The 15,008-nt window shown below is 59.4% G+C and carries 11 protein-coding genes and 1 tRNA gene; 11 read left to right on the forward strand and 1 reads right to left on the reverse strand.

Translation table 11 applies throughout. The annotated features are described in order from the left end of the window. The first annotated feature begins 6 nt into the window (after positions 1-6). Complete coding sequence (gene cysN, locus ASG47_RS03715; RefSeq protein WP_061907451.1) at positions 7-1,881, forward strand: sulfate adenylyltransferase subunit CysN; 1,875 nt, start codon at positions 7-9, stop codon at positions 1,879-1,881. Here cysN and ASG47_RS03720 read toward each other — a convergent pair. Next, on the reverse strand, positions 1,878-3,119 hold the full coding sequence (locus tag ASG47_RS03720; protein WP_156463968.1) for an ROK family transcriptional regulator: 1,242 nt from the start codon (positions 3,117-3,119) through the stop codon (positions 1,878-1,880). The two genes, cysN and ASG47_RS03720, sit on opposite strands and share 4 nt — an antisense overlap. Before the next feature lie 212 nt (positions 3,120-3,331). Here ASG47_RS03720 and xylF point away from each other — a divergent pair, with 212 nt between their 5' ends. The 10 genes from xylF (at position 3,332) to ASG47_RS03770 (ending at position 14,650) form a co-directional block, all read left to right on the forward strand. Next, complete coding sequence (gene xylF / locus ASG47_RS03725; protein ID WP_061907410.1) at positions 3,332-4,369, forward strand: D-xylose ABC transporter substrate-binding protein; 1,038 nt, start codon at positions 3,332-3,334, stop codon at positions 4,367-4,369. Positions 4,370-4,456: 87 nt separating this feature from the next. Beyond that, positions 4,457-5,776 carry a sugar ABC transporter permease gene (locus tag ASG47_RS03730; RefSeq protein WP_061907411.1) on the forward strand — a complete coding sequence of 440 codons (1,320 nt, stop codon included), beginning with the start codon at positions 4,457-4,459 and terminating at the stop codon, positions 5,774-5,776. Between the two features lie 11 nt (positions 5,777-5,787). Further along, on the forward strand, positions 5,788-6,570 hold the full coding sequence (locus ASG47_RS03735; RefSeq protein ID WP_061907412.1) for an ATP-binding cassette domain-containing protein: 783 nt from the start codon (positions 5,788-5,790) through the stop codon (positions 6,568-6,570). Positions 6,571-6,614: 44 nt separating this feature from the next. Next, positions 6,615-7,292, forward strand: coding sequence for a DUF1345 domain-containing protein (locus tag ASG47_RS03740; RefSeq protein ID WP_061907413.1), 678 nt, complete (start codon positions 6,615-6,617; stop codon positions 7,290-7,292). A 99-nt stretch (positions 7,293-7,391) separates the two neighbouring features. Then, a tRNA-Cys gene (locus tag ASG47_RS03745) sits at positions 7,392-7,465 on the forward strand. Between the two features lie 140 nt (positions 7,466-7,605). Beyond that, the gene (locus ASG47_RS03750; RefSeq protein ID WP_162243207.1) at positions 7,606-8,229 is read left to right on the forward strand and encodes a protein-L-isoaspartate O-methyltransferase family protein; all 624 of its coding nucleotides are present in this window, start codon (positions 7,606-7,608) and stop codon (positions 8,227-8,229) included. Between the two features lie 133 nt (positions 8,230-8,362). Next, positions 8,363-9,715 carry a TolC family outer membrane protein gene (locus ASG47_RS03755; RefSeq protein ID WP_162243208.1) on the forward strand — a complete coding sequence of 451 codons (1,353 nt, stop codon included), beginning with the start codon at positions 8,363-8,365 and terminating at the stop codon, positions 9,713-9,715. Positions 9,716-9,898: 183 nt separating this feature from the next. Beyond that, on the forward strand, positions 9,899-10,750 hold the full coding sequence (locus ASG47_RS03760) for a DUF2497 domain-containing protein (protein ID WP_061907416.1): 852 nt from the start codon (positions 9,899-9,901) through the stop codon (positions 10,748-10,750). 131 nt (positions 10,751-10,881) lie between these two features. Then, entirely contained in the window at positions 10,882-13,635 is a 2,754-nt protein-coding gene (locus tag ASG47_RS03765) for a valine--tRNA ligase (protein ID WP_061907417.1), read from the forward strand. 7 nt (positions 13,636-13,642) lie between these two features. After that, positions 13,643-14,650: a CorA family divalent cation transporter gene (locus tag ASG47_RS03770; RefSeq protein ID WP_082511546.1), complete on the forward strand. Its 1,008-nt coding sequence runs from the start codon at positions 13,643-13,645 to the stop codon at positions 14,648-14,650. Positions 14,651-15,008: the final 358 nt, after the last annotated feature.

A 15,008-nucleotide genomic window follows, 5' to 3' on the forward strand; every position in this document is an offset into this window, starting at 1 on the left:
TTGGCCATGCCCGCACCCACCAACGCACTCGATATCTGGCTTGCCGAGCAGACCGACAAATCGCTGCTACGCTTTCTCACCTGCGGAAGCGTCGACGACGGTAAATCAACGCTCATCGGCCGTTTGCTCTATGACAGCCAGCTGATCCTGGATGACCAATTGGCGAGCCTCAAGAAGGAGAGCCATAATCGCACGGTGGGCGACGAGGGCATCGACTTTTCGCTGCTGGTCGACGGGCTGGCGGCTGAGCGGGAGCAGGGCATTACCATCGACGTTGCCTATCGGTTTTTCTCAACCGACAAGCGCAAGTTCATCGTTGCCGATACGCCGGGCCATGAGCAGTACACGCGAAACATGGCGACGGGCGCTTCCAATGCCGACCTCGCGCTCCTACTCGTCGATGCTCGCAAGGGCCTACTGACCCAGACCCGGCGCCACAGCTTCATCCTTTCGCTCGTCGGCGTAAAGCATGTGGTCTTGGTCGTGAATAAGATCGACTTGGTCGGGTACGACCAGGCCGTTTTTGATAAAATCGAGGCCGACTACCGGGAGTTTGCCCGGGATCTAGGTTTTCAGACGCTTGCGGCGGTGCCGGTTTCCGCGCTGCGTGGCGACAATATCCTATCGAAAAGCGAGCGGACGCCTTGGTTCGCCGGCGAACCGCTTGTGCCTCATCTCGAAACCATCGAAGTGGCGCAGGACAAAGCGGATCAGCCGTTCCGCTTCTCGGTGCAGTGGGTGAACCGTCCGAACCTCGACTTCCGGGGGTTCTCGGGGACAGTCGCTGCTGGGACGGTCAAGATTGGCGACGATGTGCTTGTCGCCGCATCGCGCAAGCCGGCCAAGATCGCCGACATTGTCACCATGGACGGTTCGCTGGCGAGCGCTGCAGCGGGGCAAGCCGTGACTTTGGTGCTGGATCGCGAGATCGACGTGTCGCGCGGGGATGTATTGTCGCATCCCGGGACGACGCCGGAATTCTCTAATCAGTTTCAGGCCAAGCTCGTTTGGATGAATGACGAACCGGCCTATCAGGGACGGTCTTATTTGCTTAAAATCGGTGCCCAAACGGTACCCGCGACCATAACCGACATCAAATTCCGCACCAACGTGAACACACTGGAGCACGTGGCGGCGAACAAGCTTGAGCTGAATGAAGTTGGTACCGTGACGATCGCGACCGACCGCGCGATCGCGTTTGATGCCTACGCCGACAATCCGTTGACCGGTGGATTCATCCTCATCGACCGGCTGTCGAATGCCACCCTCTCGGCGGGAACGATCGAGTTTGGTCTGAGGCGGGCGCAAAACCTGACCTACCAAGCTTTTGACGTGAATCGCGGCGTGCGCGGCACGATGAAGGGGCAGGAGCCGCAGATCGTTTGGTTCACTGGCCTTTCTGGGTCAGGCAAATCGACGATCGCCAATCTGCTGGAAAAGCGTCTCACAGCCGAGGGGCGGCATTGCTACATTCTCGATGGCGATAATGTCCGTCACGGGCTCAACAAGGATCTTGGCTTTACGGAAGCTGCTCGTGTCGAAAACATTCGCCGCGTTGCCGAGGTCGCCAAGCTGATGGCCGATGCCGGGCTGATCGTCCTCGTGTCGTTCATCTCGCCGTTCGAGAAGGAACGCCAACTCGCCCGCGAGATCGCTGGCGATATCCGGTTCACCGAGGTTTTTGTCAGTACGCCGCTTGAAGTGGCCGAGGCGCGCGATCCCAAAGGGCTCTATGCAAAGGCACGGCGTGGCGAGATCAAAAACTTCACCGGCATCGACAGTCCGTTCGAAGCGCCGCGCAGTCCTGATCTGACCTTGGATGCCGGATCCGAAGAGCCAATAGTCTTGGCTGACCGACTGCATGACTGGCTGAAAATCTAGGCTGCCGGACCGATCCTTTCGGAATTCGGCAGCGGGGCGAAATCGAGCTGGTCGATGTCGTTGAGGGTCTTCATCAGAAGGCCTCGGAAGACAGGCTCGGTTTCGTCGCGGTGGGCGACGATCTTGGGTAGACCATTGATCTTGCCCACCAGAGAATTACCGATCGCTTGGTCGAATTCGCCGCGCATCAATTCCAGCGCCCTAGCGCCAGGTCCGACGATCAGGATATGCGAGGGGTCATAGATCGCCAGCATACGGCTGATACCGTAGCCCACAGCGCGACCAGCAACGTTGAAGGCATGCTTGGCCGCGCGATCTCCGGCTTCGGCCCGCTGCATCAGCATTTCATATTGTTGTACCGGGACGGCGGCCGCAGGCGGAGCGGTTTCCGGCACGGAGAAAGCTGTGCGCAGCACGGCATAGTCGGCGGCATAAGCCTCGATGCAGCCGCGCATGCCGCAACGGCAGAGCGCGCCATTCGGCAGGTGATTCATGTGCCCGAATTCGGTCGCCCCTTCATCACCGCGCCCCATGATCTGGCCGCGAAAGGTGACACCCATAGCAACGGTCGAGCCGATAAACACCGTGGCGACGCTGGCATCGTGTAGGGATGAATCAAGCCAACGCGCGCCTTCGGCGAGCAAGACGCCACGCTTGTGAAGCGTAACCGGCAGATTGCGTTTTTCGGAGAGCTCCGACACGAACGAGGTGCCGGCAAGCCGAGGGATGGGAGACCATCGCAGACCCTGCCCATCGCGCTGCAGGATACCCTGGACGGAGATGGCGACCCGGCGCAGCGAGAGAGCCGCTTGGGGCGTACGGATCAACAGTGCTGTGAGCCGCTCGGACAGAAAGTCGGTCGGTTTCTGATAGGCAAAGGTGTCTGGCGTCAGCGCGGTTTCGATGCGGTCCACAAGCACGCCGCCATAATCGACCAGCGACAGCCGCGCGCGATTGACGTCGATTTCGAAGAGCGCGAGATGCGCTGCATCGCGGGCGAAGTGCACGAGTGTCGCTGGACGGCCGCGGCTACGACCATCGACACGATCGGCAGCGACCTCGCTGACGAGACCCTGCACCAAAAGATCGGACATAATCGCGGTCATACTTGCGTGGCTGAGACCGGTGAGGCTTGCGAGGGCCGTGCGCGATTGCGCACCCTGCATGCGCAGCGCGCTTAAAACCAGTCCACGGTTTTGCCGACGGACGCTGTCACTATCGCTGACGGTTCTCGTCAAGCAGTTGTCTCCCTCACTCCGTCTTTAGACACCAAAGCCCAGCGATAGACGCAACCTCGATTTTTTTCACGGCCCGAATTTGACGTTGACACGCCAAGTTTTGCCATGCGACGTCGTTTTTCGGGCAACAAAAGAGCCTTGCCGCACCGACGGCCCGAGGGATTCAGCAGGTCGAGATGCGCTACTGGCCTGATGCCCAAGGAAGGACTTGGATGAACAAGCAGTTCGCGGTGGTCTTGCTGGCTTCTGCTGCGCTTTCAAGCCCTGCCTGGGCTGAGGACGGCGTGGTTATCGGCGTTTCCTGGAATAATTTCCAGGAAGAGCGCTGGAAGACCGACGAGGCTGCGATCAAGACGGCACTCGAAGAGGCTGGCGCCACCTATATCGCGGCAGACGCTCAGTCCTCAGCGTCCAAGCAATTGACCGACATCGAGAGCCTGATTAGCCAGGGAGTCGATGCGATCATAGTGTTGGCCCAAGATAGCGAAGCGATCGGGCCTGCGGTTGCCGCCGCTGTCGCAGAAGGCATTCCGGTCGTCGGCTATGACCGGCTGATCGAAAACCCTGACGCGTTTTATCTGACTTTCGACAACAAGGAAGTCGGCCGCATGCAGGCTCGCGGCGTGTTCGAGCTAAAGCCTGAGGGCAATTACGTCTTCATCAAAGGCAATCCGACCGACCCCAACGCTGACTTTCTGTTTCAAGGTCAAATGGAAGTCCTGCAACCGGCGATCGATGCCGGGGCGATCCGAAATGTCGGTGAGGCCTATACCGACAACTGGAACCCCGAATATGCCCAGTCGAACATGGAGCAATTTCTGACCGCCAATAATAACGAGGTCGACGCCGTCGTCGCATCTAACGATGGCACTGCGGGCGGGGCAATTGCGGCGCTGGCAGCCCAAGGTCTTGCGGGATCAGTGCCGGTTTCAGGTCAGGATGGCGATCATGCCGCGCTCAATCGCATCGCGCTGGGGACGCAAACGGTTTCGGTGTGGAAAGATTCTCGCGAACTGGGCAAGAAAGCTGCGGAGATCGCGATCGAACTCGGCTCGGGGACGCCGCTTGATGCCGTACCGGGTGCGATAAAGTTTTCCGATGGCCCCAAAGGCGTCGAGATGAACGCTGTGTTGCTGACGCCGGTGCCGATCACGCGGGACAACCTCGGGCTTGCCATCGATGCAGGCTGGGTCACCAAGACGCTGGTTTGCCAGGGCGTCGCGCCCGGCGCTGTTGCCGCATGTAACTGAGGCGAGAACCAGTTAGAATGATCGCCTTGATAGTTTTTCGCGCGCGCCGGCGACATGGGTTTGACGCGCAGCGATCCGGAGACCTGAATGGCTGACCAAGACGCCATTTTCACGCCAGCTCATCCCAGCAGCTTTGCGCAAAAACCCCTGCAGCGATTCCTGATCGCCACCGAGGTCGATACGCGTCTGCTCGGTATGATCGGGGCGCTGGCGATCATCTGGATCGGGTTCAATGTCTTTTCGGGCGGGCTGTTTCTGACGCCCCGAAACCTCTGGAATCTGTCGGTTCAAACGGCCTCCGTTGCGGTGATCGTCACCGGAATGGTGCTGGTCATTGTCACCCGCAATATCGATCTCTCCGTGGGCTCCATTCTCGGCGTCGTCGGGATGGTCATGGGCGTGATGCAGACGCAGTTTCTGCCGGTTCAGCTTGGCCTGGGCCTTGGCCATCCGCTGATCTGGATCCTGTCGCTTCTCGGCGGTCTCGTTGTCGGCGTAGGGATTGGCGCGCTGCAGGGTGCCATCATTGCCTATCTGCGCGTGCCGGCTTTCATCGTCACCCTTGGCGGCTACATGGTGTGGCGTGGCGCGGCCTGGTGGGTTACGATGGGCCGCACCGTTGCGCCGCTTGACCCAACTTTCCAGTTGATGGGCGGTGGCCCCGCTGGCTCGATCGGGGCGACCTGGAGCTGGGTGATCGGCGTCGTCGCCTGTGTGGCCATTCTCACGGCGATCTTTTTCGATAGGAAACAGCGGCAGAGGTTCAATTTCCCGCAGAGGCCGCTTTGGGCCGAAGCGACTATCGCCATCTTTGGATGCGGCACGACGATCGCGGCTGTGTGGATCGCCAATGCCTATCCCTGGCCGGTACGGATCGCCGAAAATTATGCCGCCGCCAATGGCCTGACGGTGCCGGAAGGTGGTCTTTTCATTTCCCACGGCATCGCCGTACCGGTGCTGATCGCGGTCGGTGTCGGCGTATTGATGACGTTCCTCAGCCGCCGCACGCGGTTTGGCCGCTATGTCTATGCTATGGGCGGTAATCCGGAAGCAGCTGAGCTGGCCGGGATCAATACCCGTTGGGTCACGGTCAAGATATTCATGCTGATGGGCGGGCTTTGTGCCATCGCCGCAGCAATATCGAGCGCGCGCCTCAATGCTGCGACCAATGCCCTCGGCACTCTCGACGAACTCTACGTCATCGCCGCAGCCGTCATCGGCGGCTCGTCGCTAGCTGGCGGCGTGGGCACCATCGCCGGCGCCATGCTTGGCGCGGTGGTGATGCAATCTCTTCAATCCGGCATGGTGCTGATGGGGCTCGATAGCCCGCTGCAATCCATCGTGGTCGGCGTCGTCCTGGTCTTCGCAGTCTGGCTCGACACGCTATATCGCCGGAATAAGCGCTAGGAGCGCAGTTTATGCTGGATAAAAGCGCACCGCTGGTCGAGATGATTGATATCTCGATCGCCTTCGGCGGCATCAAGGCCGTCGATCATGCATCTATTACACTGCACAGCGGCGAGGTCGTCGGTCTGTTAGGCCACAACGGCGCCGGGAAATCGACACTGATCAAGATCCTTGCAGGCGCCTATAAGCGTGACGGCGGCGAGATCCGGATCAATGGCGAACCGGCCAGCATCAACAATCCACGCGACGCTAAGGCCTATGGAATCGAGACGGTCTACCAGCAGTTGGCGGTGGCCGATAATGTCGATGCGGCTGCCAATTTGTTTTTGGGCCGTGAGATGGTCACGTCGCTCGGGACGCTTGACGACGCCGCCATGGAATCGCGCGCTCGAGAAGTGATGGGCCGGCTCAACCCGAACTTTCAGCGGTTCAAAGAGCCAGTACGGGCGCTTTCTGGCGGACAGCGCCAATCGGTAGCCATCGCACGCGCCATCCTCTTCAATGCGCGCATCCTCGTCATGGACGAACCGACGGCCTCGCTCGGCCCCCAGGAAACGGCGCAGGTCGGCGATCTTATCAAGCAACTCAAGGCCGATGGTATCGGCATCTTTCTCATCAGCCACGATATCCATGACGTCTTCGATCTGGCGGACCGGGTCGTTGTCATGAAAAACGGTCAGGTGGTTGGCGAGGCGCGCACCAGTGATGTCACCAAGGACGAAGTGCTGGGGATGATTATCATGGGTACTGTACCGCCTGGTGCGCGGCCAGGGCCCGGAGCCATCCGCGGCTGATCGCGTTGCCTCGCGAGGATCGGCATTGAGGGCAGGGGGACGGGATGGAATATAAGGGCTTGCGCGGCGCCGCCTTGGCGCGGGTTATGCCGCGCCATGCGCCATTCTATTTTGGCCTCGCGATTGGCGCCATCGGCTTGGCGATATCGCTGCTGTTCTTTCCAGAATACGCGGTAAGCGTTGGCGCCAATTGCTTCTTCGCGGCCTATCTGGTGCTGACGCTGATCAAGTTACCGCATTTGACTGCAACTTACCTGCAGAAGCACGCGCGAGACGAGGATACGCCTGGATTTGGCCTCCTTCTTATTGTCCTCATCGTTATCATCGCCTCAGTCGTTTCGCTCTTCCTTGCGTTGAATCAGGACGGCGGCCCTGAGGCAGCCGAGATCGTCGCCAGCGTGGGATCAGTGGTTCTTGGCTGGTTCACTGTGCAGGTGATGGGTGCTCTTCACTACGCCTATGAATATTATCAAGCGCCAGATACGGAGAATGGCTCAGATATCGAGGGCGGGCTGCAGTTTCCAGGTGACGAAAAGCCTGACGGCATCGCCTTTCTCTATTTCTCTTTCACTGTTGGTACGTCGGTCGCGACATCGGACACCAAGGTCACGACCAACGAAATGCGCAAACGGGTGATGACGCACCTGGTGTTCGCGCATTTCTATAACACCGTGCTGTTGGCGGCTGCGGTCAACGTCATGCTGGGCTCGGGCGGCGGCTGACCGCATGAAGAGTCCGTTTGCCAATTCCATGAGAAAAAAAGTCGGATAGCGACAATACTGTTGCATCGACCCGACAGGTCAAATAGGTACTGCGACGAAGGCCGCGTGGCGGAGTGGTTACGCAGCGGATTGCAAATCCGTGCACTCCGGTTCGATTCCGGACGCGGCCTCCATTATCCAAACATGTTCAGAACTGCTCCGAAACGCGTGACCGCTTTAGGCTTCAGCTTGCTAGTTCGCTGGCGGGTGGATATTCACGTCCGGCATATGACGTTATGGGCAAGTGCCAATGGACGACTACCGAAGCGCCAGGATGGCAATGATCGACAGCCAGCTCCGCGCGAGTGGCGTGATGGATCGTGGTATCCTTTCGGCTATGGCCGAACTGCCGCGCGAGTTGTTCGTCGCCGAACATCGTCGGCCAGTCGCTTATGTAGATGACGTCCAGCCACTGGCGCATGGCCGCTTCCTGTTGTCCCCCTCGCAATTCGCGCGCATCGCGCAGCTTGCCAAGATCGCTCCGACCGACCGCGTGCTCGATGTCGGCACAGCAAGCGGGTATTCGGCAGCCATCCTCTCGCGTCAGGCGCGCGAAGTGGTTGCAGCCGAGCATGTCGAGCAATTGGGCCAGTTGGCGCGAAAAAATATTGAGACGCTTGGCGTCGGCACTGTCTCTGTGGTGTCTACCGACGATGCACTCGCCACGTCCGGCCAGTTTGACGCCATCATTGTCGAAGGCGCCCTTGATGGCGAGCCCGGCGACCTGCTCAAACTCCTCGCCCCGAATGGCCGCCTTGTCGCTCCAATCTTGAAGCGCGGCGTTGCTGTCGTCGGCACTTATTCGAGAGGCGACAGAGGCGTAATGTTTACGTCAGCCTTCGATGCGACAATGCCGCGCCTGCGGAATGACGTCGTCGACGACGAATTCAGGTTCTAGCGCGCCCGATGTTGCGAATCCGCCACGTCGGCAAAAGAAGCATGCGTTAATAAATGGTTTGCATGGCAATGGTTGGTTGTAGACCCCAAATGCCGCGCGTATGGGTAATTGGGTCGAAGGCGGGGTACCTGAAGTGAAAAAGTTCGTAACAGCGGGCGCGGTCGCTATTCTGCTGGCCTTGGGTGCGAGTGGCGCTGCTCGCGCGCAGTCGATAACCGATGCGCTGACAGCAGCTTACAATCACGCGCCAGACCTGCAGTCAGCCTTGCTCGCTGCCAAGGCCTCGGCAGAAGACATTGTGCGTGCCAAATCGGGCAAGCTGCCAACGATTGGGGCGTCTGTTGCCGGGTCCAATAGCTGGAGCCTCGTGGGCGGTCAGTTTACGACGGGCAACCAGATTACGACTGGTGTTTCCTACAACCAGACGATCTTTGACAATTTCCAGACCGAAGCCGAGATCGAAGCGGCACGCGCAGCGGCCGAACTTTCGGAATATCAGATCCGCAATTCCGAGCAGACCGTGCTTCTTGCAGTGGTCCAGGCCTATATGGACGTGCTGAGCGGCCGACAGCTCGTCGCCTTGCGCCAGGACAATATCAACTTCTTCCAGGCGCAGTCGCAGTCGTCGCAAGACCGCCTCGATGTGGGTGAAGGCACCCGTATCGACGTGGCTCAGGCTCAGGCGCGCCTTGCCCAGGGGCAGGCTGCATACCGCGCCGCCCAGAGTAGTCTTGAGGTCAGCCAGGCGACATTCCAGCGTCTCGTCGGCGTACGTCCCCAGCAGCTCAACTCGTCGCACAATTTTGCCCGTTTGATCCCTTCGAGCCTCGACGCTGCTCTTGCAGAAGCTGAGGTTGGGCATCCGGCCATCATGATGTCCAAGGCGGCCATCCGCGCAGCGCAGGCTGGCAGCGATGCCGCCGAAGCTGCCTTCGGGCCGACGGCATCGATCAATGGCCAGGTAGGCAGCCGCTGGACCAATGGCGGACCGACCGATGGCTTCAGTGGCTCGCTCGGCTTCCAGGTGACCGTGCCGATCTATGCTGGCGGCGCAATCGGTGCAGGTGTTCGCAAGGCCAATCTCAACCAGATCAAGTCTGAAGTCGACGCGATGTCGACCTATGATCAGGTGCGCGAGGCCGTTATTTCGGCTTGGGCCGGCATCCAGGCCGCCGATGCGCAAATCCAGGCAGCGCAAGCTGCTTCGCAGGCCGGCAACACTGTGCTCGAAGGCACGATCCAGGAGCGCGACCTCGGCACCAGCACAACGCTCGATGTGCTCAATTCCCAGGCCGAGCTGACGACCGCCAAGGAAAGCCTGATCAACGCGCAGACCCAGAAGGTTATTGCGACGTTTTCGCTCCTCTCGGCCATGGGCCGTTTGACGGCGCAAGATCTGGGCCTCCCGGTCGAAGTGAAGTCTGCCGTCAACTATACCCAGTCCGTCGAGGACGTTTGGCAGGAACTCCGCACCGTCGCAGAGTGATTGCTGAAAAATCCAGTTCTTGTGGCCGGGCATGTCCCGGCCACAACTTTTTGTGGATCATCGCGGAACTGGCAGCCTAGTGATTCCTTCCTCTTATAGAACGCGTTAAGGTATGCGTAACGAATCGGAGGGGCGGCTTGCGGAAGTCTCTCTTGAGGGTCGAGCGTAAGTTGAGAGGCACTTATGAATAAGCCGGCTGCCAAAGAACCATCCATGGATGAAATCCTGTCTTCCATCCGGCAGATCATTGCCGACGATGATGACAGTGCGGCTCCGCGTCGTCCTTCGCTGCAGATCGCGCCTGATCCGATGGAAGCCATGTCCTTCTCGGGCGTGCCGAGCGATGACGATGGCGAACCTCTCGAGCTTTCTTCGGCACAGATCGTTGCGGAAAATGATGATGCCGGCGCTGACATGGGCTTCGAAGCCCTCCTGGCTGACGCTCAAGCACAGACTGCAGAAAGTGCTCCAGCACTCGTCGTGCCCGATGATATCAGTTTTTCGCCTGCCGACAGCGCGTCGAGCGTGACTGAACCTGAGTCAAATGTCGCCGAACTGCCGAGCTTTGATCCGATCTCGTTCGGCGCCGAAGAAGAGCGCGCGCCAGAGCCAGAATTCGCGCCCGAACCAGAATTTGTACCTGAACCAGAAGTTGAGGCCGCCTCCGTGCTTTCTGCTGTCAGCAATGAAGAAGACCACTCGATCATCGATACGCCGGCTGAGGCTCCTGCCTACACCCGTCCGTCGATCGCTTCCATTTCGCCAATGCCGGATCGCCAGTTGAGCGCCGATATCGCCGAAGGCCTTCTTGAAACCACGACCAAGGCCGCTGTTCGCAGTTCGATAGGCAAGCTTGGCGCGGCAGGCCTGGGCACGATCGCTTCGCCAGCATTGGGCAATGGTGGATTGACAATTGAGGCAATGGTGCGCGAATTGCTGCGCCCCATGCTCAAGGAATGGCTGGATGAAAATCTGCCGGCGGTTGTCGAGCGCATGGTCGAAAAGGAAATCGCCCGCGTTGCACGCGGCGATTGATCGAACCGGACCTCACCTGCGCTTTTAATCAATCGCGCAGTTGACCCTGGGACGCGCTTTTGCTTGAAGTTTCCAACCCTTTTTGGGCCCGCCATGTTCAGCTTGGCGGGTCTATCTGTTGTGAGTGACCTATGCTTGAAAAGACCTACGAGCCCGCCGCAGTCGAAAGCCGCATTTACGATGCCTGGCTGGACGCAAAGGCATTTGCGGCAGGAGCAGGGGCCAAGCCAGGCGCGGAAACATTCACGATCGTTATTCCGCCGCCCAACGTCACCGGCTCGCTCCATATCGGGCACGCGCTCAACAACACGATCCAGGATATTCTGGTTCGCTTTAATCGCATGCTGAAAAAGGACGTGCTCTGGCAGCCGGGCACGGACCATGCCGGCATCGCTACCCAGATGATTGTCGAGCGCCAGCTTGCCGAAAAGCAGATGAACCGTCGCGACATGGGGCGTGAGAAGTTCATCGAGCGCGTTTGGGAGTGGAAGGGCGAGAGCGGCGGCACGATCATGAACCAGCTCAAGCGCCTTGGCGCTTCGGCTGATTTTTCGCGTGAACGCTTCACCATGGGTGAAAATGGTGCGGCAGATGACCAGATGGTTCGCGCCGTCACCAAAGTATTCGTTGAGCTACATAAGCGCGGTCTGATCTACCGGGCCAAACGGCTGGTGAACTGGCATCCGGGCCTCGAGACTGCAATCTCGGATCTTGAAGTCGAAAATATCGAAATCAAGGGCCATATGTGGCACCTGCGCTATCCGCTGGCCGATGGGGTAACCTACCAGTTCCCGATCAAGGACGAAGAGGGCAACGTCACTGGCGAAGAAACGCGCGACTATATTATCGTTGCGACGACCCGCCCGGAAACCATGCTCGGCGACGTCGCCGTGGCAGTGCATCCGGAAGACGAGCGCTATCAGGGATTGATCGGCAAGTTCATCGAACTGCCACTGGTTGGCCGCCGCATTCCCGTGGTTGCCGATGAATATGCCGATCCCACGCTCGGCACGGGCGCTGTGAAAATCACGCCGGCGCATGACTTCAACGACTTCGAAGTTGGTGTGCGCGCCGGAGTCGAGCCCATCAATGTCTTCACGACGCGTGGCGCCATTGTCGAAGATGACTTCGTGCCGGCAAAATATCGCGGCATGGATCGCTTCGACGCGCGTAAGGCCATCGTGGCCGATCTCACGGCTTTGGCCGAAGAGAACCCGATCCGCGGGCTCGACCATATCGAAGACAAGAAGATCATGGTGCCGCATGACGAGAAGAGCAAACTCGTCGTCATCGAGCCATTCCTGACGGACCAGTGGTGGGTCAAGGCTGATGTGCTGGCCCAGCCGGCACTTGCCTCGGTGCGCGAAGGCCGCACCAAATTTGTGCCGCAGCAATACGAAAACACCTATTTTGCTTGGCTCGAAAACATCAAGCCCTGGTGCATTTCGCGCCAGCTTTGGTGGGGTCACCAGATCCCAGCCTGGTATGGCCCGGACAATGAAGCCTTCGTCGCTTCTAGCGAAGAGGAAGCCAAAGCGGCTGCCGAAAAGCACTATGGCAAACCGGTCGAACTGACCCGCGATCCAGACGTGCTCGACACCTGGTTCTCCTCCGCGCTCTGGCCATTCTCGACGCTCGGCTGGCCGGACGAGACGGCCGAGCTCAAGCGCTATTATCCGACTGATGTCCTCGTCACCGGCTTTGACATCATCTTCTTCTGGGTTGCCCGCATGATGATGATGGGCCTTGAATTCCTCGACGAAGAGCCGTTCCACACCGTTTACATGCATGCTCTGGTCCGCGACGAGAAAGGCCAGAAGATGAGCAAGACCAAGGGGAACGTCATCGATCCTCTCAAGCTCGTTGACGAATATGGTGCTGACGCCACGCGCTTCACTTTGGCTGCCATGGCCGCGCAGGGGCGTGATCTCAAGCTTGCTATCAGCCGGGTTGAGGGTTACCGCAATTTCGTGACCAAGCTCTGGAATGCGGCGCGCTTCCTTGAGATGAATGAGTGCCGCCGCGTCGAGGGCTATGATCCCAAGGCAAACACGCTCCCGCTCAATCGCTGGATCGTCGGCGCTACGGTTCGTGCTCTTGCGACAGTTCGTGCCGGCATCGAGGACTACAAGTTCAACGAAGCGGCCAACTCGGCTTATGATTTCGTCTGGGGGACCTTCTGCGATTGGTATGTCGAGTTCGCCAAGCCCGTGTTCAACGGCGAGGACGAGGCGGCCAAGGCAGAAACGCGCGCGTCCGCTGCTTGGGCGCTTGATCAGATCCTGATAATGCTTCACCCGATGATGCCCTTCGTCACCGAAGAGCTCTGGGCGGAAACAGGCAAGTTCGGTACACCGCGCGAAAACCTGCTTATCCTGACCGAATGGCCAGCTTATGAGGGTCTCGAAGATGCTGCGGCCGATGAAGATCTCGCCTGGCTCATCGAGGTCATTTCAAATGTCCGTTCGGTACGCGCAGAAATGAACGTGCCGGCGAGCGCCAAGCTGCAGCTTGTCGTCAGCGGCGCCAAGGAAGCAACGCTGGGCCGGCTCGTGGCTAGCACGTCGCTGATCACGCGACTGGCCCGTCTCGAAGAGATTTCGCCACAGAACGATGTTCCGGGCGAGTCAGCGCAGTTCGTGGTCGGCGAGGCGACCTTCGCGCTGCCGCTTGCTGGCGTTATCGACATCGGGGCTGAAAAAACGCGCCTTGAGAAGGAAGTCACCAAACTCGACGGCGAAATCACCGGCGTCGACAAAAAGCTCGGGAACGAGCAGTTCGTCGCCAAGGCGCCCGAAGAGGTGATCGAAGAGCAGAAGGCCCGTCGCGAGGCAGCGGTCGACCGCCGTACTCGCATCCTCGAAGCGCTGAAGCGTCTGAGCTGAGGCCATCATGACAGATGAAGCGCCGTCCCCGGCTCCCATGGCCACAACAGCCGGATTGTTGGGCGCAGGGATGGTGCTGATTTTCGATGGCAAGGGCGGCGTCAGGCGTCACACGTCGGAAGAAGAGCTGCCGAAAGCGCCACTGCGCGGCTTCGTGCTGATCGCGGGTAATTCACGGGCGCCCGAATTCCGTGTGTGGATGAAGGGCGAACTCGGCGACTTTCATGCCGATCTGCTGTCGGCGCCAAGCACACGGGCTCGCTGCACGGTTGTGGGCGATAAGGCACTCGTGGTGATCCGCGTCGCACGGCCAGGCGCCGAGCCAGATGATATGGGGCGACAATTGATGTCGCTGCTGATCGAAAAGGGCCGCGTAACGATCGCGTCCGAATTGAATGTCGCAGATTTCTTGGGGCTGCCCAAATGGGAGAGCTCTCACCATGCGCCGGTATCGCCGGCTGACCTCGTCGCGCGGCTTGGGCTCAGGGCCGCCGACCGGTTGGAGCCACTGGTCGAGATGCTCGGCGACCGGCTCGACAATATTGAGGAATCGCTGATCATCGAGAATACGTCGACGGCGCAATCGCGGCTAAGCCACCTGCGCCGTACCATGATCAGCTTCCGCCGCATGGTCTGGCCGCTCCGCGATACCTTGAACACTCTTGAAATCGAAGACCTGAGCTTCTTCTCAGCAAGAGACCGTCTTCGCCTCCGCGAAGCGTCGGCGCGGTCAGCCCGTCTGGGCGATGAGTTGCAGGCCATGTCCGAGCGCGCCGTGCTGGTCCATGAGCAGATCATCGACGCGCGGGCGGAGCAGATGAACCGTACCATGCTAATTCTTGCGGCTGTGACCGTCGTCTTCATGCCGCTGACCCTAGTGACCGGTGTGCTGGGTATGAATGTCAGCGGCATTCCGATGGCCAATGATCCCGAAGCGTTTTGGTATGTGTGCGGCGGACTGATCTGCTTCTCGATCGCGATCGTCGTCTGGATGCGCAAACGCCGCTGGCTCTGATCTCTGTGTGACGGAATCGCAACAACGGTTTTGATTCACGCCCTAGGGCCACGCCATCAATAAATTGGCGACATTTCCTGCCACATTGTCAGCTTAAACGGGGTGCTCAAGCATTCGGGGGCGGGCGTGGGCAGATTTTGGTGGAGGTGCTTTTTCGCGCCTTCAAGTCTGCCTGATCGTTCCCCGAAGCGCTGCTAGTGGCGTGATGCGCCTAGATGGTGAAGACGTGCGTGCATTGACCAATGACAAGCGTGCTGGAGAACAAGAAGCCGAACTATTCGGCGGCATGTTCGACTCCGTGAAAACGTTCGCTCAAATGCTGCCGCAATGCGGATTTACCAATCCTTCATACATTGCT

Origin of the sequence: Devosia sp. Leaf420 (assembly GCF_001425445.1) — a bacterium.
GTDB lineage: Bacteria > Pseudomonadota > Alphaproteobacteria > Rhizobiales > Devosiaceae > Devosia.

Bases quoted from the DNA above. Each gene is read 5' to 3' on its own strand.
- cysN (WP_061907451.1), top strand. From the start codon at position 7: ATGCCCGCACCCACCAACGCACTCGATATCTGGCTTGCCGAGCAGACC.
- xylF (WP_061907410.1), top strand. From the start codon at position 3,332: ATGAACAAGCAGTTCGCGGTGGTCTTGCTGGCTTCTGCTGCGCTTTCA.
- ASG47_RS03730 (WP_061907411.1), top strand. From the start codon at position 4,457: ATGGCTGACCAAGACGCCATTTTCACGCCAGCTCATCCCAGCAGCTTT.
- ASG47_RS03735 (WP_061907412.1), top strand. From the start codon at position 5,788: ATGCTGGATAAAAGCGCACCGCTGGTCGAGATGATTGATATCTCGATC.
- ASG47_RS03740 (WP_061907413.1), top strand. From the start codon at position 6,615: ATGGAATATAAGGGCTTGCGCGGCGCCGCCTTGGCGCGGGTTATGCCG.
- ASG47_RS03750 (WP_162243207.1), top strand. From the start codon at position 7,606: ATGGCAATGATCGACAGCCAGCTCCGCGCGAGTGGCGTGATGGATCGT.
- ASG47_RS03760 (WP_061907416.1), top strand. From the start codon at position 9,899: ATGAATAAGCCGGCTGCCAAAGAACCATCCATGGATGAAATCCTGTCT.
- ASG47_RS03765 (WP_061907417.1), top strand. From the start codon at position 10,882: ATGCTTGAAAAGACCTACGAGCCCGCCGCAGTCGAAAGCCGCATTTAC.
- ASG47_RS03770 (WP_082511546.1), top strand. From the start codon at position 13,643: ATGACAGATGAAGCGCCGTCCCCGGCTCCCATGGCCACAACAGCCGGA.